General features: G+C 50.1%; 13 protein-coding genes. 6 read left to right on the plus strand and 7 right to left on the minus strand.

The genetic code is table 11. The features are described from left to right. Nucleotides 1–10: 10 nt before the first annotated feature. Entirely contained in the window at nt 11–1351 is a 1341-nt protein-coding gene (locus O4H47_RS11430) for a M48 family metalloprotease (protein WP_269394108.1), read from the minus strand. Nucleotides 1352–1454: 103 nt separating this feature from the next. Here O4H47_RS11430 and O4H47_RS11435 point away from each other — a divergent pair, with 103 nt between their 5' ends. Next, on the plus strand, nt 1455–2615 hold the full coding sequence (locus O4H47_RS11435) for a pyridoxal phosphate-dependent aminotransferase (protein ID WP_269394109.1): 1161 nt from the start codon (nt 1455–1457) through the stop codon (nt 2613–2615). 33 nt (nt 2616–2648) lie between these two features. Here the strand turns inward: O4H47_RS11435 and O4H47_RS11440 are convergent, their stop codons facing one another. Continuing rightward, nucleotides 2649–5438, minus strand: a complete 2790-nt coding sequence (locus O4H47_RS11440) for an Rne/Rng family ribonuclease (RefSeq protein ID WP_269394110.1) — start codon at nt 5436–5438, stop codon at nt 2649–2651. 620 nt (nt 5439–6058) lie between these two features. Here O4H47_RS11440 and O4H47_RS11445 point away from each other — a divergent pair. The 3 genes from O4H47_RS11445 to prfB all read left to right on the plus strand — a co-directional run bounded on the left by O4H47_RS11445 (nt 6059) and on the right by prfB (nt 11076). Beyond that, nucleotides 6059–7282 carry an N-acetylmuramoyl-L-alanine amidase gene (locus O4H47_RS11445; protein WP_269394111.1) on the plus strand — a complete coding sequence of 408 codons (1224 nt, stop codon included), beginning with the start codon at nt 6059–6061 and terminating at the stop codon, nt 7280–7282. Nucleotides 7283–7439: 157 nt separating this feature from the next. After that, nucleotides 7440–9857 (plus strand): penicillin-binding protein 1A, encoded by a 2418-nt coding sequence (locus O4H47_RS11450; protein ID WP_269394112.1) that lies wholly within the window; start codon nt 7440–7442, stop codon nt 9855–9857. A 102-nt stretch (nt 9858–9959) separates the two neighbouring features. Next, a protein-coding gene (gene prfB / locus O4H47_RS11455) for a peptide chain release factor 2 (protein ID WP_269394113.1) occupies nt 9960–11076 on the plus strand; the annotation gives its coding sequence in 2 pieces (ribosomal slippage) (nt 9960–10028 and nt 10030–11076; 1116 coding nt in all). Nucleotides 11077–11082: 6 nt separating this feature from the next. Here prfB and O4H47_RS11460 read toward each other — a convergent pair. From O4H47_RS11460 to O4H47_RS11470, 3 genes are all read right to left on the minus strand, one after another. Further along, nucleotides 11083–12225: a M23 family metallopeptidase gene (locus tag O4H47_RS11460; protein WP_269394114.1), complete on the minus strand. Its 1143-nt coding sequence runs from the start codon at nt 12223–12225 to the stop codon at nt 11083–11085. A gap of 71 nt (nt 12226–12296) precedes the next feature. Continuing rightward, entirely contained in the window at nt 12297–13109 is an 813-nt protein-coding gene (locus O4H47_RS11465) for a ferritin-like domain-containing protein (RefSeq protein WP_269394115.1), read from the minus strand. Beyond that, a complete protein-coding gene (locus tag O4H47_RS11470) occupies nt 13109–13582 on the minus strand; it encodes a peroxiredoxin (RefSeq protein WP_269394116.1) in 474 nt (157 codons plus the stop codon). Before O4H47_RS11470 ends, O4H47_RS11465 begins: the two co-directional genes overlap by 1 nt. Before the next feature lie 205 nt (nt 13583–13787). Between O4H47_RS11470 and O4H47_RS11475 the strand changes: the two genes are divergently transcribed. Continuing rightward, nucleotides 13788–17228 (plus strand): AsmA-like C-terminal domain-containing protein, encoded by a 3441-nt coding sequence (locus O4H47_RS11475; protein ID WP_269394117.1) that lies wholly within the window; start codon nt 13788–13790, stop codon nt 17226–17228. A gap of 51 nt (nt 17229–17279) precedes the next feature. Here O4H47_RS11475 and tyrS read toward each other — a convergent pair whose 3' ends face one another. Together tyrS and O4H47_RS11485 are read right to left on the minus strand one after the other, a co-directional pair. Beyond that, nucleotides 17280–18530: a tyrosine--tRNA ligase gene (gene tyrS, locus O4H47_RS11480; RefSeq protein WP_269394118.1), complete on the minus strand. Its 1251-nt coding sequence runs from the start codon at nt 18528–18530 to the stop codon at nt 17280–17282. Nucleotides 18531–18555: 25 nt separating this feature from the next. Further along, nucleotides 18556–19218 (minus strand): alpha/beta hydrolase, encoded by a 663-nt coding sequence (locus O4H47_RS11485; protein WP_269394119.1) that lies wholly within the window; start codon nt 19216–19218, stop codon nt 18556–18558. A gap of 267 nt (nt 19219–19485) precedes the next feature. Here O4H47_RS11485 and O4H47_RS11490 point away from each other — a divergent pair, with 267 nt between their 5' ends. Then, nucleotides 19486–20640 (plus strand): cysteine desulfurase family protein, encoded by a 1155-nt coding sequence (locus tag O4H47_RS11490; RefSeq protein WP_269394120.1) that lies wholly within the window; start codon nt 19486–19488, stop codon nt 20638–20640. Nucleotides 20641–20668 lie beyond the last annotated feature (28 nt).

Raw genomic sequence — 20668 nt, forward strand, 5'->3', positions numbered from 1 at the left:
GAGTTTGAGATCAAGTTAGGGACAATATGTCGTCAGAACGCAACCAAGCAGGCGTTCCTTTGGTGAGATTGCGTTGCGCCTTTTTGGCGAGACTGCGCGCCAAACCCTTTTCTCCATTCAGCAAGGCTGCTTCCGCTGAGGCTAGGTCGGCTTGGCCTTTGTCGCCAAGTTTTGCATAAGCACGTGCGAGTATCGCAAAGGGACGTGGTGATTTTGGTGAAGTTGCCGACACACGTTTGAGCTGACGAATGGCTTCTTCTATGTTTGGATTGTCGCCTGTATCGGCCAACGCCAAAGCGTAGATCAAACGAAATTCAGGTTCATTTGGTGAAAGCTCAACTGCGCGTTTTAGCGGTGGGATGGCTTTGGTTGGCTGGCCGGTTTCATAATACATTTGTCCGAGCATTTCCTGGAAGTTTGGATTGCGTGGATCTGCATTGGCTAAAGCGGCCATTTGTTTTACAGCGCTTGCGCCTGCGCCCGCGCGATAACCGGCAATTGTGCGGGCATAGCGCGCTGCGATTGACTTGTCTGTATTTGGATATCGGTTCAGCACTGTTTGGCTTCGTTCGAGAAAACCTGTCAGTTTCGCCTTGACCAGTTCAAACCGCATGATGTCTTTTTGACTATCTCGTTTTTTGCGGAACGGGCTGCCTGAGGCGCGGTTTTGAACTTGGTTGATGCGGTCTTGGGCGAGGGGGTGTGTACCCAAATACCCCGATGCGCCCGCGCTTAGACCCTGATTACTTTTCAGCGTATTAAGGACATCGATCAATCCTTCGGGCGATTGTTTGGTGCGCTCAAGATAGGAGATGGCTGCAGCATCGGCGGCGCTTTCTTCTGATCGGCGATAGGCCATAAAGGCGTTTTGGCTGGCAGAGGATGCCCCAATTATGAAGGCACTGGCCATGCGCCCCAGATCCTCACGGTTTTCTTGCCCCGCAGCCGCGGCAAGTACGCCCACACCCAACAACATCGACACTGCCTGCACTTTGGCTTGCACCTCGGCCTGCTCGCGCAATCTTTGCAAATGACCACCTGCTAAATGTCCAATTTCATGAGCTAAAACGGCTTTGAGGGCATTGGGTGTTTTCGCGTCAATGATGGTGCCGTAATTGATGAAGAGCGAGCCGTTTTCGATCACAAAGGCATTAAACCGCCGGTCGTTGACCAAATAGATTGGTAGGTCGCGGTTGTTGATGCCAGCCGCTTTCATCAGGGGGGCGGAAAAGTCTCGGATCATGGACTGGGTTTCAGCGTCCGTAATCAATCGCAGGGTTTGGGCTTTGGCGGCTATCGGGGCGAGGAGAACGGCCAGTCCAAAAAGAAGTGTGGAGAGAATTCTTACCATTGTTGAATTGACCTTTGCGCCCCAATCGAATTATGGCCTGATGCAAGATAGTTTTTGACGTCATACCTTTATGGCACCTAATGCAAGAAAGTTGGGCACTTTAATGGCGAAATCACAAGAGTTTGATGCGTTGCGACCGTTTTATGCGATGGAGATTTTGGCTCTCGCAAAGCAAAAAGAAGCGCAGGGCACCAAAGTTTGCCATTTGGAAGTGGGAGAACCGGATGCTCGCGCTGCGCCGCAAGTTCGTGAGGCGGTGGCCGCAGCGATTCAGAATGAGCCACAAAGCTATACACATGCCAAAGGCAATGCGTCGCTTCGAGAAGGTTTGGTCGATTATTATCGCCAGCAGCACAAAGCAATTGTGGATCCTGAAGACATTCTTGTGACCAACGGGTCGTCGGCTGGGTTCATATTGGCCTTTTTGGCAGGGTTCGAACGCGGTGCAAAGATTGCAGTAACGCGGCCTGGTTATCCCGCCTATTTAAACATTTTGTCCAGCTTGGGTTTTGAACCTGTTGAAATCGAGTTGTTTGCCGAAAAGAGTTGGCGCTTGGATGCGGATGAAGTGCGTTCGGCATATGAGAAACAGCCTTTTGCAGGATTATTGTTGGCGTCGCCTGCCAATCCCACTGGCGCTATGATTGAACGTGAGGAACTTGAAGAGATCATCAAGACCTGCCGTGATTTGGGTGTTCGGTTTATCTCGGACGAGATTTACCACGGGCTCAGCCATGGCATGGCTGAAACATCAGCGCTTGAATTTGGCGACGATGCGATCATCATCAATAGTTTTTCAAAATACTATTGTATGACCGGTTGGCGATTGGGCTGGATGGTCTTGCCAAAAGATATGGCGCGGCGCACCGAGATTATGGCGCAGAATATGTTTATTTCTGCGCCCAGCATGTCCCAATTGGCGGGTGAGGTGGCGTTGAAATGCAGGGACTATTATGACGCGCAAAAAGTCCACTATCTGACCAATGGTCTGCTTTTGACCCGGGCATTGCAGGAAATGGGCTTTGGCGATGTTTGTCAGTCCGACGGCGCGTTTTATGCTTATGCGAACGTTTCAAGCTTTACCGATGACAGCGTCGAGTTCTGTAAAAAGCTCTTGGAGCGTGCTGATGTGGCCGCAACGCCCGGTGTTGATTTTGACCGGGTGAATGGCAATAAGTTTGTGCGGTTTTCGTATGCTGGCTCGCGGGAAACGATCGAAGATGCCATAGAAAAAATGGCCGGCTTTTTAAGCCGACCATTGTAATATTCAAACATTGTCATTGAGCGTGGCGCTCTTCTAGTTGCCTAGAATGTTGCGCTGCCACCAGCCCTTTTTCACCTTCTTTTCAGGCTCTGCTGGTGTGTCTTCTTCGGACTTGGCCGGAGAAGATGAGGTCACGATAATACCCTCTTCAGGTAGTTTCTTTTCAGCGCGCTCGGGCCGTTTGCTTGGCTTTTCTTCAGTTTTCACTTCAATCGGCGCAACCTCGGCAGGCTTTTCTTCTTTTGGCTCTGCTTTCGCGGGCTTTTCTTCAGCAGCCTTTGCAGCATTCTCAGCAGCCAAGGCTTCCGCCGCTTTTTCAGCGTTTGATTTGCGACCACGACGACGTTTTGGCTTTTCTTCTGTGGCTTCAACCGCTTCGGGTTTGGAAGCTTCTGGAGTTTGTGCCACTTCTGCGCCTTCTTGCGCCACGACTTCAGACTGTTCATCAGTCTTTTTGCGCCGTGGGCGACGGGTGCGCTTTTTCGGTTTCTCGTCAGCGGTTTCAGCTTCGGGTGCGGCTTCGCTTACACTTGGCGCTGATTCAATAGCTGCAGCAGCTTCTGCGTCCATTGCTGGTGCTTGTGTGCCTTCTGATGGACCAGAAGCTTCTTCGCTTGCTGTTTCACCATCATTTGTTGCTGTTACGCCATCTTCTTGAACGCGACGGTTGCGGCGACCACCACGACGGCCCCGACGACGACGCTTTTTGGGCTGATCATCATCGCCGTCTTCATCATCACCATTTTCTGCAGCGGCCGGCTTATCTTCGTCAGATGCAGCAACTTCCGTTGTCTGGTTGTTGCGATCGCGGTCGCGTCCGCCCCGGCGGCGGCGTTTGCCGCGGCGACGGTTTGAACGGTCATCTTCTTGTTCGGTGGTTGCTTCTGCTTCGACTTCTTCAACTTCGTCCTCAACCACGACATCATCTTCTTCAATCTCTGCGAGAATTGGCGCAGAGTCGACTTTGACGTGGTTGGTTTGGCGGGCAACGCTTGTTTCGTAAGGGTCGCCTTTTTCGATGGTGAATTGATCGCCAAGCAGATGGTTTTCCGCCGTGATTGCAATTGCCAAACCAAAACGTTGTTCAAGAACAAGCAATTGGCTGCGTTTTGCATTCAACAGATAAAGCGCAACTTCAGTTGGTACCTTAACATTGATCGATTGACCTTGCTTACGCATCACTTGGTCTTCGATGGCGCGCATGACCATTAGTGCTAAACTGTCGACTGAACGCACAAGTCCGGTGCCGGTACAAACTGGGCAGGTGATGGTTGAACTTTCAAGCACACCAAAGCGGATGCGTTGGCGTGACATCTCAAGCAAACCAAAGTGCGAGATGCGACCAACTTGGATGCGCGCGCGATCAGTTTTCAAACTATCTTTAAGCTTGCGTTCAACCGCACGGATGTTGCGCTTCTCTTCCATATCGATGAAATCGATAACTACAAGGCCGGCCATGTCGCGCAAACGCAATTGACGTGCAAGTTCGGCAGCGGCCTCAAGGTTTGTCTGAAGAGCGGTATCTTCAATATTATGTTCTTTGGTGGCTTTACCAGAGTTCACGTCTACTGAAACAAGGGCTTCAGTAGGGTTGATCACCAAATAGCCGCCGGAAGGCAATGTTACCTGTGGTGAGAACATTGAATCCAATTGTTGTTCCACGCCGTGGCGGGAGAAAATTGGTTGTTCTTCGCGATAAGGTTGTACGTTTTTGGCGTGCGATGGCATGATCATGCGCATGAAGTCTTTGGCTTCACGGTATGCTTCTTCGCCTGAAACTTGAACTTCATCAATGTCTTTGTTGTAAAGATCGCGGATGGAGCGTTTGATCAAGCTGCCTTCTTCATAAACAAGACATGGCGCACTTGATTCAAGGGTAAGGCTGCGCACATTTTCCCACAAGCGCAGGAGATATTCAAAGTCGCGCTTCACTTCAGCTTTTGTGCGGCTTGCGCCTGCTGTACGCAGGATAACGCCCATGCCTTTTTGCACGTCCAGCTCGCTGGCGACTTGTTTAAGCCGCTTGCGGTCAGCTGCGTTGGTGATTTTGCGCGAAATGCCACCACCACGTGCGGTGTTTGGCATCAAAACAGAATAACGACCAGCTAGTGAAAGATAAGTAGTCAGCGCTGCGCCTTTGTTGCCGCGCTCTTCTTTGACCACTTGCACCAACAACACCTGACGGCGTTTGATCACTTCTTGAATTTTGTAGGTTTTGGCTTTTTTCTTGCGGCGACGCTGCGGAACTTCTTCCATTGCATCTTCAGCACCCACTTGTTCAACTTCGTCTTCTTCAGACTTGGTCGAATCCGCATCTGCGTCCGCATCCGCTTCAAGGATTTTGTCGGCTGCAGTTTCTAGATCAGCTTTTGGCGTTTCAACTTCGTCGCTCGCAACGCTTGGTGTTTCAACCTTTGTAGCTTGCGCAGGTGATGCTTCATCGCCAGTTGGCTCGTCGGCAGGCTCTTCAATATCTAGAATGCTTGGTTGGTCTGCGCTGCTCAGATCATCCGATTGTGCGCCAACAACTTCGTCTTCTTCCTCTTCAGCCAAAAGCGCATCGCGATCAGCTTGGGGGATTTGATAATAGTCTGGGTGAATTTCTGAGAATGCTAAGAAGCCGTGACGATTGCCACCGTAATCCACAAATGCAGCCTGTAACGAAGGCTCTACCCGTGTTACTTTTGCGAGGTAAATGTTCCCGCGCAATTGCCGCCGTGCGGCGCTCTCAAAATCGAATTCTTCAATACGAGAACCGCTAGTTACTACTACTCGTGTTTCTTCTGAGTGGATTGCATCCACCAGCATTTTTCTTGGTGCCATATAAAGTTACTCCACGCCGCCGTGCGCTTCTGCGTTTCAATCCACTTAGGAGGGACTGACGGCCAGTGCGCTTCGGTGCGTATTCCATTTGTAAGCCACAGCCGGAGTTAGCGGCGGGGCGATTGTTTGGGGAAAATGTGTGGCACACAATATTAGCCCGTCGCGCGCTTTGCGTGCGTTCGCTAATTTGATTGAGATGCCTCATCACAATTTCTTTCTTCATGCTCTCGATAACGAAGGGAGGTCCGCAATTAAGAGCTGGCCGTTCGGCCGAATTCTTCTACATTTCAGTGGACTAGCTGGGTGCTAGCGTCACATCTTTTGGCCCGAATATAGGGTTTTGGGTACACGCTTCAATGGTTGGCCATGTTAGTAGAAGTTACTGCAATGACACGAACATTGGGCAAAAATGCACCAGTCCACATTTTAAGTGTTTACGTTCGAATTGAGTTTTTAGCAACAAATATGTTCGTGAAATGGGTTTGTGCGCAGGCCATTGCCCGGATTTGGGCGCTTTTGTTGTGCACAAGGACTTTGTTGCCGGATCAGTTTCTTGCAACGATACGTGGAATTTCAAAGAATCATTTATAGAGATGAGAAACAGAATTAGTGAGGTGCCCATGCGGCATTGGGGTTTAGGCAGATATTTCGCCGCATTCATCTTGAGTGTTTTGTTGTGTTGGGGCGCCTTCGCGCAGACTGCTGCGACTGAATCACAAATTCTGGATGTCAGGATTGCTTCTGCGCCTGAACGTAGCCGTATCGTCTTCGATTTGTCAGCTGAAGTGGGGTATTCCACGTTTCCAATAGACGAGCCCGACCGACTTGTTGTCGAGTTTAGCGTGAATGGTTTGGCCGAATTGGCACCCACAACCGTTGAAGGAAGTGGGCTCTTGTCAAAAATGAGCGTTGGCATGATTGATGATGGGTTGGCGCGCGCGGTGATCTTTTTAAACGAACCAGTTCAAATTGCCGATATCAACTTGTTGGCTGCCGAAGGCAACCAACCTGCGCGTTTGGTAATAGAGTTGGAGCCGGGGACGCGCGAAGTGTTTGACGCGGCAGTTGATGCGATCAAGCAGCAGCGTCAGGCGGAAGCCGCACAACCACAACCAGAAACTGTGCCTGTGACGCCAAAGGTTGCAAACGGCAACAGCACGAGGCCTTTAATTATCATTGACCCGGGTCACGGTGGGATTGATATGGGGGCCGAAGGTGTAAATGGTGAGTTTGAAAAGAATATTGTGCTGCAGGTAGCTAAACGATTGCAGGCCGAACTGGTTGCTCTTGATCGTTTTGATGTTGCGTTGACGCGTGATGGCGATGCCTTTTTGACCCTTAACGAGCGTGTGCAGCTGGCGCGGGACAACCAAGCAAATCTATTCATTTCCTTGCACGCAGATTCCTTTGATCAACCTGAGGTGCGCGGCGGCAGTGTTTATACGCGGGACGAGAACGCGACTGACGTTTTGGACAAAGTGTTGGCAGAGAATGAAAACCAAGCCGATCTGGTGGCAGGGTTTAGCCCACCTGAAGTTGATAACGCTGTGGTCGACATTTTGGTGGACCTGATGCGGCGGGAAACGCGCCGCCAGTCCTATGTGGCGGCGCAGCAGGTGGTGCGTCAATTGAGTGGGCGGGTGCCTATGCGGCCTCATCCTTTGCGGCAGGCTGACTTTTTTGTTTTGCAGGCGCCAGAGGTGCCCTCTGTTCTTATTGAATTGGGCTTTTTGTCAAACCGGGCTGATTTGAACAATCTTTCTCAGGCCGAATGGCAGCAAAAGGTTGCCCATACGCTCTCTTTAGGTATCGCCAAATATTTTGACGTTAGCGTTCAACCATGATTAAAGCGCCCCCAAATGTCTGTGTTAAGTGTTGTTGGCCACAATCTGGTCAAATCGTAGCAGTATCGCATGGGCAGCAAGGGCGAAATGACAAAGAAGCGAAAACTCTGTGCGCATCCAACAAAGCGCGCTCAGTTGATCAGGAACTTTTGACGATATGCTAAGATTTTTGGGTTGGTTGTTTGGCTTTGGCGTCTTCGTCGGTTTTCTGGCGCTTGGTGCTGTTGGTGTGTTCTTATGGAACCTTTCTCAGGACCTACCTGATTACACCGTGCTTAAAGACTATCAGCCGCCCGTAACCACTCGTGTACATGCTGCCGACGGCACCTTGCTGGGCGAATATGCGCGCGAGCGCCGGTTGTTCCAACCCATCGAAACCGTTCCCCCGCTTGTCGTGCAGGCGTTTATTTCTGTTGAAGACAAAGACTTTTATACGCACGGCGGTTTGGCGTTTGACGGCATTGTGCGGGCGTTACGCGACAACGTGCAAAAGAAACTTGATGGCTCGACTGGCCCGCTGGTTGGTGCGTCAACAATTACCCAGCAGGTCGCGCGGAACTTTTTGCTGACCCTTGATCAAACCTGGGATCGTAAGATCAAAGAAATGTTGCTCGCCATTCGTATTGAGCAAACCTTTTCCAAAGACAAGATCATGGAGTTGTACCTCAATGAGATATTCTTGGGGTTGAATTCTTATGGGATATCCGCTGCGGCGCTCAACTATTTTGATAAAGCGCTTTACGAACTAACCATTGCAGAAGCGGCTTACATTGCAGCATTGCCAAAAGGGCCTGCGAATTATCACCCAATTCGTCATCCCGAAGCAGCGATTGCGCGACGTAATTATGTTATCGAACGGATGGCTGAAGAAGGTTACATCACCCAAGAACAAGCACAAGAGGCGCAAAAAGAACCATTGAACGTTTTTCCGCGCACATCGGGTTCTCAGATTTTTTCAGCCGAGTATTTTGCTGAAGAGGTGCGGCGTCGGCTTTCGCGCATTTATGGTGACGATCAGCTTTATGGCGGTGGTTTGTCTGTACGCACCACTATGGAGCCAAAGCTTCAGGCTTTCGCCCGCAAAGCACTAATGGATGGTTTGGTCGACTTCGATCAAAAGAAAGGCTATCGCGGACCCGTTGCTACCATTGAGTTGGAAGGTGATTGGGGCGGCAATTTGTCTAAGATTGAACCGCTTGCTGATGTGCCCGAGTGGCGCTTGGGTGTGGTAATCGAATTGGAACAAAATGCGGCCGTTGTGGGCCTTTATCCGGGAAAAGATATCCAAGGCAATGTAAACCCGGAAAGAGAAACGGGGCTATTGCCCGGCAAAGAGCAGAAATGGATCAGCAAGCCGCTTTCGCAAGTGCTGAATATTGGCGATGTCATTTATGTAGAAGCCGTTGAGGGACAAGAAGGTGTCTATCAATTACGCCAGCCACCGGAGGTTGAAGGCGGATTGGTTGCCATGGATCCGAGGACTGGGCGTGTTTTGGCTTTGGTTGGTGGTTTTTCTTTTGCGAGTTCCGAGTTTAACCGCGCCACACAAGCGCAGCGCCAACCTGGTTCGTCGTTTAAGCCATTTGTTTATGCTGCAGCGCTTGATAATGGCTATACGCCAGCGTCAGTGGTGTTGGACGCGCCGTTGGAAATCCAGAATGCTGATGGTTCGACTTATAAACCAGAAAACTATTCGACAAATTTCTATGGTCCGCAGACATTGCGCCGTGGGATTGAACGGTCTCGAAACGTGATGACCGTGCGATTGGCGCAAGATATTGGTATGCCGCTTGTGTCTGAATATTCTCGCTTGTTTGGTATTCACGATAATTTACCGCCCTATTTGGCGATGGCGCTCGGCGCGGGTGAAACCAGTGTTATGCGCATGACAGCTGCCTATGCAACGATTGCAAACGGTGGACGCAAGATTAATCCAACGCTAATTGACCGTGTGCAGGACCGCTACGGAAAAACCGTGTTTAAACACGACGAGCGGATATGTGATGGCTGCAATGCTGATGGATGGCAAAACCAAGCCGAGCCATTGGTTATCGATACGCGCGAGCAAGTGCTTGACCCAATGACCGCCTATCAAATCACTTCAATGATGGAAGGTGTTGTCAAGCGCGGTACGGGCGCACGGGTAAGGGCACTTGGGCGCCCTGTTGCAGGAAAAACAGGCACTTCGAACGACTACAAGGATGCGTGGTTTGTTGGCTTTACGCCTGAAATGGCCGTTGGTGTTTATGTTGGATATGACACGCCCAAAAACATGGGACGTGCTGCAACGGGCGGCGAATTGGCTGCGCCGATATTTGTTTCCTTTATGGAAAAAGCACTAGCTGGAAAGCCCCCGACGCCATTCAACATACCGGCAGGCATGACCCCTTATTGGATTGACCCAAAAACCGGTGTGAAAGTTTCTGGTGGTGAAGGAGCGATTGTTGAAGCCTTTAAACCCGGAACTGGTCCGAACTTGATTACGTCGGTTATTGGCATTGATTCTGAAGTGTTCCAAGAACTTGAAGGTGGCACCAGCCAAGACTTCAACGCGGGACGCGGTGGCCTGTTCTGACCAAGTGGATTTATATGACGTTGGTTGTGGCTGTTCTTGCCCCAACCAACGAAACTGGTTAGACCTACACCTTCAATCCAATGTGAGTTTTAAAACGATCTTATGCGCGCAGAAATACAATCCGTAGTGGATGAAATTGAGCAGGCGATGAGCCTGCTGAGGAGGCATCTTTGACTGGGATACGGCCCAGACACGCCTTGATGAATTAAACCAAAAAGCCGAAGACCCTGATCTTTGGAGCGACACGGAAAAAGCGCAAGCTGTCATGCGTGATCGCACTTACCTTGAGGGCCAGATCAACGCTCTAGCTGAACTGCAAGCAACGCTTAGCGACAATATTGAGCTCATTGAATTGGGTGAGATGGAAGGCGACGATGAGGTAATTGCAGAAGCCGAAAAATCGCTGATTGAACTCAAGTCCATCACAGACCGCAAGCAGGTGGAAACTCTGCTTTCTGGCGAAGCTGATGCCAATGATTGTTATATTGAGGTGCATGCAGGTGCTGGCGGTACGGAAAGCCAGGATTGGGCCAATATGCTCTTGCGCATGTATACCCGTTGGGCGGAACGGCGTGGCCACAAAGTTGAAGTGATGGAAATGCATGATGGCGAAGAGGCGGGCATTAAGTCTGCGACTTTGCTGATCAAAGGCATCAACTCATACGGATGGTTGAAAACTGAGAGCGGCGTGCACAGGTTGGTGCGGATTTCGCCATATGATTCTCAAGCAAGACGTCACACCAGTTTCTCGTCAATCTGGGTTTATCCAGTTATTGACGATAGTATTGAGATTGAAGTGGCCGAATCTGAAGTTCGGATCGACACATACCGCGCCTCTGGTGCTGGTGGACAGCATGTGAACACCACAGACAGTGCTGTGCGGATTACGCACTTGGAGACTGGTATTGTGGTGCAATGCCAGAACGATCGATCACAGCACAAGAACAAGGCTACAGCCTGGCAAATGCTGCGTGCTCGGCTTTATGAAGCTGAATTGCAAAAGCGCGAAGAAGCGGCCAACGCTGAAAGCGCGCAAAAGTCTGACATTGGGTGGGGGCATCAGATTCGCTCTTATGTTTTACAGCCCTATCAAATGGTCAAAGACTTGCGCACAGGCGTTGAAAGCACACAGCCTGCTGACGTGCTTGACGGCGATTTGGACCGTTTCATGGAAGCAGCACTGGCGTTGCGCGTTGGCAAAGACGACGACGAAGACTAGTGTTTTCTAGTTCAAGAACTTAGCGAGTTTTGCCCCGGCTGTTAAAAAACGGTCGGGGTTTATTGGTTTATCATTCTGACGAACTTCTAGATGTAGATGTGCGCCGGTGCTGCGGCCAGTAGAACCGACTAAACCAATTGTGCTATTGGCCGTGACTGTTTGCCCCTTTGATACGCGAATGACCGACAAATGTGCATAGCGGGATACTAGGCCACTTGGGTGCGTGATCTCGACCGCATTGCCGTATCCGCCTTTAGTGCCCGCAAAAGTGACTTTGCCTGACCCAACTGCTTTTACGCTTGTGCCTTTGGGGGCTGCAAAATCAAGCCCAGAGTGAAAGGCAGACTTGCCGGTGAATGGATCGCGGCGATTGCCAAAACGCGAGCTAAACCTGTATTTCTTTGCCAGCGGGCGATGGATGGGGGCTGATTGAACTGCCTGCTTCGCGCTTTGAAATCTGGTGAGCGCGCCGATTGCAGCGTTTGCCGCATCAACGTGGTCGGTATATTCCATATCGGGGCGCGGCGACAGATAGGGCCCACCTGTCGCTGGTTGAGCTTTTATGGTGAGGCCAGCGCGCTTTAGTTCGTTCGTTATAATGTCCGCACTGCTGTCAGCAGATTGGGCGATGGCATTTAGTGCCGAAAGGCTTTCCTCTTGCATCTCAAGAATGCTCTCACTTGCATTGGAAATATCGGTTTGATCTGTGCCAGTGATGAGAGGAAGCGCATTTGTGCGCAGCGCAGCGCTTTTTTTGGTCTTAACGTCCAGCCCTAAAGATTTTGCTTTTTCAGCCAGCGACTTCACGTAATCATGCTGTTCGATCAGGAGTTCTTGTTGGGCGGCAAGTTCTTGTAATTGAAGGTTGATGTCGCCCGATTTTGCGTATTGGCGAGACTGCAACCGATCGAGTTCGGTGCGCAAATGCGCTATTCTGTTCTCGTATGCCGCCAGTTGGATAGCGGATTTGGAAGACAGGGCGTCTGCAATTTTTGGACTTTTGTAAAGGGCAATTGCCAGCATGATGTTGCTAGAAAATAGAACGGCGACCAGCGTGTATATCCAAAAGTGTTTAAACTTTTCGCTCGACAAAAAATCGAGATAGGGGTTTGGGATGGCCTTCTGGCCGGTGGCTGAAAAACTGCGCACAAGCTACTCACTGAACTGATCAAATCATTGGTTTTGATTGTGAATGACTATAGTTAATAAAGCGCGAAAGCTTAGCCGATGATTGGGGCAAGAGGTTTATAAAACTGAGGCGTCAGGCCGGCTGCGCTTCGGGCCTTGTCGTTAAACGGTGGTTTGAGCGCTCCTCGAAAATGATTGCGCACTAAGCTTTGAAAAGTATCGACTGGCTTTTTGCCTTCAAGGTCGCACATGTAGCGGAACCATTTCGCGCCAAAAGCGACGTGACGCTTTTCATCATTATAGATGGTTTGCAGGATTTTTGCGGTTGCAAAATCGCCATGAGTCTTGGTTTTCTCAATCATTGGCGGCGTAATGTCGAGCCCGCGCGCCTCTAGCACCAAGGGGATGATTGCCAAGCGCGCCAGTAGATTGTGCGCGGTTTGTGCACAGGACTGCCAAAGGCCGTCGTGGGCGGCCAAATCGCCATATTGCATGCCAATTTCTTTTAGGCGCATATCAAGGAGGCGGAAGTGCTTTGCCTCTTCCATGCCCACTTGTACCCAATTATCGAAATAGGACTTGGGCAGGTTGGTCCCACACGAGCGGGCGATCAAATCCCAAGTCAGGTCCACGGCGCTCAACTCGATGTGGGCGAGGGCGTGAATGTGTGCCTGTCGGCCTTTTTCAGTACTCAAGTTGCGTTTCGGCATCTTGGTGGGATGTAGCAAAATGGGCTTATCAGGTCGGCCGGGTATAAGGGGTAAATTGGCTGCATCAAATCGTCCCTTGCCCAAGCGGCGGTGGAACCAATCTGAGCCCAACTGCAGTGCCAATTCAGTTTTGAGGTTCAAGTCGGGCTGTGCAACGATTGCAACTGCGCCGTCAAATAGATTATGTGGCTGCATTATGCTTGTCGTGAAATAATCTCATCTAATACGGCCTGGGCGTGGCCCTTGGCTTTTACTTTTCGCCAAATATGGGCGAGGTTGCCGTGCTCATCCACCAGAAATGTGGCGCGTTCGATACCGAAGTGGATTTTGCCATACATCTTCTTCTCTACCCAAACGCCAAATTGTTCGATAACTTTTTTGTCTGGGTCTGAGCCAAGTATGACTTCAAGATCATGCTTTTTGCGGAAGTTTTCGTGACGCTTGATGCTATCTGCGGAGATGCCAATGAGAACGGTATTTGCAGCCTCGAACTTAGAAACCAAAGCGGTAAAATCTACGTTTTCGATTGTGCAGCCGCTTGTGTCGTCTTTTGGGTAAAAGAAGATGACAACGTTTTTGCCCAGCTGCTGGGCGAGTGAGAAGGTGCCATTCGAATCGGTTGGGAGTTCGAATTTGGGTGCTGGTTGGCCTACCACTAGTTCACTCATTGGGTTGATCTCCTTCGTGGTCGATTGATGCGGAATATTCGATAATATAATCAGTGCCTTAGAACGGACAATATTTCAAGCCAGAGATGTCACTTGTGGTCAATGGCACCTATTGGCTAACAAGGGAGTGGGGAATGGCGACGTTACGGGCTAAATGACAAAGAACTCAGCACAGAAAAATCTAAAGCAAACGGCACGAAAACCGATGTGGAGAAGACATCGATTCGTATGGCCGGTGCTGTTGGTGCTGCTGATTGTTATTTTGCTGGTTCGGGTGATAAGCGCGCCGTTCAGTCTGCCTCTCATCGACGACATTATTAAACGGCAGTTTTCTGCGCAGGTGCCAAACGACGAATACCAGATGGTATTTGAAAAGGCGGGCATTCAACTAAAATATGGCTGGATGCCCACCGTATTGCTGGACAAAGTCGGCGTGGTGCATTTGCCCAGCGGCGCGCAAGTTGATGTAGAGCGGATCCAGTTGAGTTGGTATACGCCCTCCATTGTTTCTAGAAAGCCAGCGCTTGAGTTGCTTGTTGAGCGACCAAATATCCAACTGGTGCAAGATTATAGTGGTGTTCGGCTGGCGCGCGTTGAATTTGATGATCCGGATGCTGGCGAGCCCATAATTCGTCTGCAGTCTGAAAGTGACACTGCGCCAAGCATCAAGGTGACAAATGATGGCGTTGTTTCCGAGGAGGAAGGGGCGCAAACCAGTGCACAAATCAAGTCTGACAATGCATGGGCAATTGAGAGTGTTGAATCTCTTGAGCGCGTTTTTGCGCTGTTTGCTCAAGAGTCTGCAGACGCATCTTTTCGTACGCTTGAGATTCAAAACGCGAACCTAGAAGTTGTTGATCGGATTTATCAACTCTACCGCCAACTTGATGATGTTGATGTGAAAATGGAGTCGTTTGGCGCTGATGTTCAAATGGACCTTGAGTTTTCCACGGGCGGTCGACGGACTTTTGGTGAAATGCTGTGGCAAACAGCAGCGCCACAAGTTCGGCACATCAGCGGCAAATTTGAGAATATCGATTTGGCGTTGGTACTGCCGTTTTTAGATGATCAAGATGGTTTGATTGCTTTGAAGGGCGGCACCAATATGTCCTTTGATGTCGATTATGGCGCGGACGGGGTAGAACACGGCGCGTTTGGCATCGACATTTCGCAAACTCAGGCGTCAATCCAAGGTGACCTTTTTGAAGTTGAAGGTAAGCCCGCGCAAATTGAATGGTTTCCGCGTGATGCGCGTTATGTGCTTGCGCCCTTTGCTATCCGAATTGGACAGTCGTCAAGTTTGGTCGATGGCGAGTTTTTGCTTGGGCTAGACAATAACTACGGCCCAACATTGGGCTATTCCATGCGACTTCGCGATACATATTTGCGGCCAAATGATTTGGATGCGCCGTCCAATGTTTTGGACGAAATCACAGTGTCTGGTTGGTCCGCACCGCTTTATGGCGCAATGGGAATCGACAAGATTTCGTTTCGCGATGACCAAATGGAGTTGGATGGTCAGGGGCGTATCGATGTGTTGCAAAAAGGGTTGGGATTTGACCTTACGCTGTTCGGTAAAGGTGCATCGGCCGACGATTTGAAGCGGATATGGCCATACTTTTTGGCCACAGAAGCCCGCGCTTGGTTTGTGCAGAACGTTTCTGGTGGGCGGATTGAAGAAGCCAAAATGCGCTTCAACTTTCCTGTTGGCACTGTTGGTAAGCCTGGAGAAGATAGGCGCATTCCAGCGGGTGGGGTGTCGATTGAAGGCACAGCCAACAATGTGGAACTGATCCCCTTGCCGGGCTTTCCAACGATTGAAATTGTTGGCACCACAAATGTCAGCGTTAAAGACCACTATATGGTGATGGGCTTTGACAAGGCTTTGGTGCGTGACGATAGCGGAGAAGTTGTTATTGAGAACGCTGCCTATTTGAATAAAGATAGTGGTGCCAAAGAACAGCTTTTTGAAATTTCAGGTCAACTGAAGGGTTCAGTTTCAACTCTTGTATCGATTGCGAATAAGGAGCCGTTGAATCTCCTCAAGGATTTTGACGTCGAGTATCGACCCGAAGACCTTGAGGGTGAAGCAAACGTTCAAGTGATTGCCACAGTTTCACGAGACGAAGGCGGAAAGCCTAAAGGGCTTGATTATACGCTAAATGGCACAGTCGCAGATTTTACCTCCAAATTTCCTATTGAGGGGCATGTGGTATCTGATGGTGCGGTCCAGTTCACGGCGTCACAATCCGGGTATCGGATAGCCGGGCGTGCCAATATTGATGGTCTTGGGGCAGATATTTTGGTGTTGGCATCGGATGGTGGGGACCCTGTTATCACCGCAAGTGCCACGTTGACTGAGGCGGATCGTAAATCGCTCGGCTTGGATTTAAGCCAGTTCATCGAAGGACCACTTCGCATTGTGGGTCGACCTTCTGGGGAAACCATTCAACTTGCCGTGGATTTGAGTGATGCGCGAGTGAAATTTGCTGAGTTGGGTATTGATAAGAAAAAAGGCACCAACGGACAATTGAACGCAACGCTCTTGCTGGATGGAGATCTGGTGGATGCGCAAACCTTGGACATGCGGTTTGGCAAAGTGCGTGTTGCGGGGTCTTTGAAATACGACATGAAGCAGGGGCTATTGTCTGCTGATATTGTTGATTTGGTGCTCAATGAAGGTGACCGCGCTAGTGTTTCCTTGGTGCCAATTGATGAGGGGTTTGCTGTGGAGGTTATTGGGGAACAATTGGACCTCAAGCCGATGTTGAAGCGTTTCTTGGGGCTGGGCGAGACAGCCAGTGGCAAGGCGACGTCGAACGCCAAAGACCAGATTATAGACATCAAGGTAAAGCTTGATCGCGCATTGGGCTTTTACAAGACAACTGCATTTGGGGTGAACGCGCACCTGCGGTTTAAAGGTGCCGATTTCATCAGGGTGGATTTGCAGGCGTCTTTGGGTAACGCAAAGGTCGTTTCGATTGCGACTAATCCGCTTAATAATGGCCGCTCGATGTCAGCCGCGTCCAATGACCTTGGCACCTTGCTACGGTTTATCGGTATGTATTCCCAGTTGCTTAACGGGGATGGCAGTCTTGTCCTGAATTTGCAGAACACGCCTTGGAAAGTCGATGGTGCGTTTGTGCTAAATGAGTTTTCGATTGTGGATGAAGATCGTGTGGCCCAAGTTATGGGCAATCACAAAGACAGCCGTGCGCTAATCCAGCGCGAGAACCGGGTGAACTTCAAACGCGGAGAGGCCAAGTTTGAAGGTGCCAATGGGGTTATTACGATCAGTGATGGTGCACTGGATGGTGGGACCATAGGCGGTACATTGCGCGGAAATATCCTGACCAACACACGTCAATATGATTTGGTTGGAACCTATATTCCACTGTTCGGGCTGAACAATATTTTCCAAAAACTACCTCTGTTCGGCAAGCTACTTGGCGGACGTGACGGGGAAGGGCTGATTGGGGTGACGTTTGCCATTCGTGGCGATTTGGACAATCCCAAGTTCTCGATCAACCCAGCCTCTATTCTAGCGCCTGGCGTGTTTAGGCGGATATTTGAGTTTAAGGCCAAAGGCGGCGATGCTGAAGCAAAGAAAGCGCTTGAAGCCGTTGATGCGCAAACAGGCAATTAAAAAAGGCGGCACAAATGTACCGCCTTTCAATATGCTTGTTCTCTTTGGAACCTAGACTGGTTTAATCAAAACGTGACGTTTTTTGCCCGCTGAGATTTTGACCACGCCTTCAGGCAATAGATCGCTTTGTGAAACCGTGCTGCGCTCATCATCAATTTTATTGTCATTGAGTTTGAGTGCACCCGATTTGATTAAGCGACGAGCTTCACCGTTTGATCCCGCCAGGCCCGCCGACACGGCAGCCGCCAGAATGCCAATTCCCGCATTTAGATCGGCAGTGGTGACTTCAACGGTTGGCAAAGACAAATCGATAGCGCCTTGCTCAAACGTTTGTCGAGCGGTTTCTGCCGCGGCGTCTGCAGCTTCTTGGCCGTGGATAAGGGCTGTTGCAGCCGTTGCCAAAACTTTCTTGGCTTCGTTCAGTTCGCCACCTTCAAGACCTTCAAAACGGGCAATCTCGTCTAACGGCATGGTGGTGAACATGCGGGCAAATTTTGTTACGTCCGCATCGCCTGTGTTGCGCCAGAACTGCCAGTAATCATAAACGGAGAACATGTCCGGTTTTAGCCACACGGCACCAGAAACTGATTTGCCCATTTTTGAGCCATCAGACTTGGTGATCAATGGTGTTGTTACTGCAAAACACTCTGCGCCGTTTAACTTGCGCGCGAGATCAACGCCGGAAATGATGTTGCCCCACTGGTCTGAGCCACCCATTTGCAACGTACAACCGTAACGACGGTTGAGTTCTGCAAAATCGTAACCCTGTAAGATCATGTAGTTGAATTCAAGGAATGTCAGCGATTGCTCACGCTCAAGACGTTGCTTTACAGAATCGCGAGCAAGCATTTGGTTGACTGAGATCTTGGAGCCAACTTCGCGCAGGAATTCGACATAGTTGAGTTTCATCAACCATTCAGCGTTGTCGAGCATCGTTGCATCAGTTTCGCCATCGCCGAACTCCAGCAAGCCGTCAAAGATTTCGCGGATACTGGCTTTGTTGCCATCAATGATTTCGGGCGTCATGATCTGGCGTGTCTCTTCTTTGCCAGAAGGGTCGCCAACCATTGAGGTGCCGCCGCCCATTAGAACAAGCGGCTTGTTGCCGGTTTTTTGCAGCCAATACAAAAGCATGATCTGCACGAGGTTGCCCACGTGCAGGCTTTTGGCTGTTGCATCAAACCCGATATAACCTGATACCGGACCTTCACACAGTTTCTTGTCCAAGGCTTCTGCATCTGAAAGTTGATACAAAAATCCACGGCTCTCAAGAGTGCTCAAGAATTCGGATTTGTAGGTCATATTGGTATCCTTAAGATTTACTAAACTAACGACCGCCGCCAGAAGCGATATCTGCGCGTCGGCGATCAAGGTATTCGGAACACTGTTCCGTCAGAACATCAATTTTGTCCTGGAAGAAGTGGTTCGCACCTTCCACGATTTGTTGTTCGATGGTGATGCCTTTTTGCATCTGCAATTTGTCCACCAGTTTTTGAACTGATTCAGGTGGTGCAACCCGGTCGTTTTCGCCGTGAATGATCAGACCAGAAGAGGGGCAAGGCGCAAGGAACGAAAAGTCGTAAAGGTTTTCGGGTGGAGCAACCGAGATGAAGCCTTCAACCTCTGGACGGCGCATAAGCAATTGCATGCCAATCCAGGCACCAAATGAAAAGCCAGCGATCCAAACGCCGGGGCTTTCTTTATTCAGCGTTTGCAGCCAATCCAAAGCAGCGGCGGCGTCTGATAGTTCGCCCAGGCCATGATCGAATGCACCTTGCGAGCGACCCACACCACGTGAGTTGAAGCGCAATACGGAGAAACCACGATTCACAAACATGTAAAACAAGTTGTAGATGATCTGGTTATTCATGTTTCCGCCGAATTCTGGGTGCGGGTGCAACAGAATGGCGACAGGCGCGTTTGGCTCCTTAGAGGGTTGGTAACGACCTTCTAGGCGACCGGATGGGCCATTGAAAAAAACTTCAGGCATAAACTCGACCTTCTTTCGCGCTTAATTCTTGTCTTTGACTTTTTGCAACTAACTCACACAAAAGTTGGGTGTGGGTTGTAGGGAAAAAGGTTGACGAATGGTTGCGTGCTTCCTAAAACGTGAGGGCAAAATACCAGTTTAGAATTATTCAAAACTAGTTTTTGGTCCAATTAGTCCGACTTGAGCGATCCTTTTACCTATTTAGGGGACGAAATTTCAAGAACTGATTGGATTATTTAGCCAAATGAGTGAATGAATTTCGATAAAATGACCAAACTTGTCACATATCTTGACCATCATGCCTCTGCGCCGCTGCTGCCTGCAGCGCGCGACGCGATGATTGATATGCTCGAAATTGTTGGAAATCCGTCTTCTGTACATGCAAATGGCCGCAAATTGCGGGCAGCTATTGAGACGGCGAGAGACAAATTGGCGCTTGCCGCAGGCACCATTCGTTCGCGCGTGGTGTTTACAGGGTCCGCAACTGAAGCTTTAACGCAAGCCATTGTTGGTGGTGCACAAAGTGGCGATGTTTCGCGCATTGTTTATGGCGCGGGTGAACATATGGCTGTTGTGCGTGCCGTTGAAGCGACGGGCAAAGCGGCCAAAACGATCCCGATGTTGACGAACGGTCTTTATGACCTTGAGTGGTTGGCAGCTGAAATCAGTGCGGCCAACGACGCTGATGAGCGTCTAATGATCGTTGTGCAGCAAGTTAACAATGAAACAGCCGTAATTCAACCGATTGCGGATATTGAACACCTTCTGGCTGAAACTGGACATTTGCTGATATTGGATGCAGCACAGGGATTTGGCAAAACCCAGTTTTTCTTCGACCCGTCACGAGTTGATGCAATGGCGATTTCTGGCCACAAAATTGGCGGATCGGTTGGCGTTGGTGCGTTGATTGTGAAACCTGCAATGGACAGTGCAAAACTGATCCCGGGTGGTGGGCAAGAGCAGGGCCGTCGTGGCGGCACCGAAAGCGCTGCGCTGATTGCGGGATTTGGTGTTGCAGCCGAAGATGCAAAAACGCGATTTGATGCGGTTCGTGCCGCAAAATTGATCGAATTGGCCCAGGAAGGGCTGTTGAAAATTACACCCAATGCCACCATCTTTGGCATTGATGTGGAGCGCACAGGCACCGCCATGTGTTTTGCCGTTCCAGAATTGAAAAATAACATTAGCCTGATCAATTATGATCTTGAAAATGTGGCACTATCGGCGGGCTCTGCTTGTTCGTCGGGTAAAGTTTCTCGGTCGCATGTTTTGTCTGCAATGGGCGTTGATGACGCGCTTGCGGATTGTGCGCTGCGGCTGAGCGTGGGGTGGAACTCCACAGGGGATGATATTGAGAGATTTTTGACCGTGACAAAGAAAATTGTTGCGCGTCACCAATCAACTCGCGGCGCTGCTGCGTAGTAGGATTGGAAAGCGTTAAGGAGCTTAA

It is taken from the genome of Maritalea porphyrae (assembly GCF_027213965.1).
Lineage (GTDB): Bacteria > Pseudomonadota > Alphaproteobacteria > Rhizobiales > Devosiaceae > Maritalea > Maritalea porphyrae_A.

What these genes read in the sequence shown, in the direction of transcription:
- O4H47_RS11485 (WP_269394119.1), bottom strand. Translation starts at nt 19,218, where the DNA reads ATGCCTGAAGTTTTTTTCAATGGCCCATCCGGTCGCCTAGAAGGTCGT.
- O4H47_RS11445 (WP_269394111.1), top strand. Translation starts at nt 6,059, where the DNA reads ATGCGGCATTGGGGTTTAGGCAGATATTTCGCCGCATTCATCTTGAGT.
- O4H47_RS11475 (WP_269394117.1), top strand. Translation starts at nt 13,788, where the DNA reads ATGTGGAGAAGACATCGATTCGTATGGCCGGTGCTGTTGGTGCTGCTG.
- O4H47_RS11435 (WP_269394109.1), top strand. Translation starts at nt 1,455, where the DNA reads ATGGCGAAATCACAAGAGTTTGATGCGTTGCGACCGTTTTATGCGATG.
- O4H47_RS11490 (WP_269394120.1), top strand. Translation starts at nt 19,486, where the DNA reads ATGACCAAACTTGTCACATATCTTGACCATCATGCCTCTGCGCCGCTG.
- tyrS (WP_269394118.1), bottom strand. Translation starts at nt 18,530, where the DNA reads ATGACCTACAAATCCGAATTCTTGAGCACTCTTGAGAGCCGTGGATTT.
- O4H47_RS11450 (WP_269394112.1), top strand. Translation starts at nt 7,440, where the DNA reads ATGCTAAGATTTTTGGGTTGGTTGTTTGGCTTTGGCGTCTTCGTCGGT.
- O4H47_RS11465 (WP_269394115.1), bottom strand. Translation starts at nt 13,109, where the DNA reads ATGCAGCCACATAATCTATTTGACGGCGCAGTTGCAATCGTTGCACAG.
- O4H47_RS11440 (WP_269394110.1), bottom strand. Translation starts at nt 5,438, where the DNA reads ATGGCACCAAGAAAAATGCTGGTGGATGCAATCCACTCAGAAGAAACA.
- O4H47_RS11430 (WP_269394108.1), bottom strand. Translation starts at nt 1,351, where the DNA reads ATGGTAAGAATTCTCTCCACACTTCTTTTTGGACTGGCCGTTCTCCTC.
- O4H47_RS11470 (WP_269394116.1), bottom strand. Translation starts at nt 13,582, where the DNA reads ATGAGTGAACTAGTGGTAGGCCAACCAGCACCCAAATTCGAACTCCCA.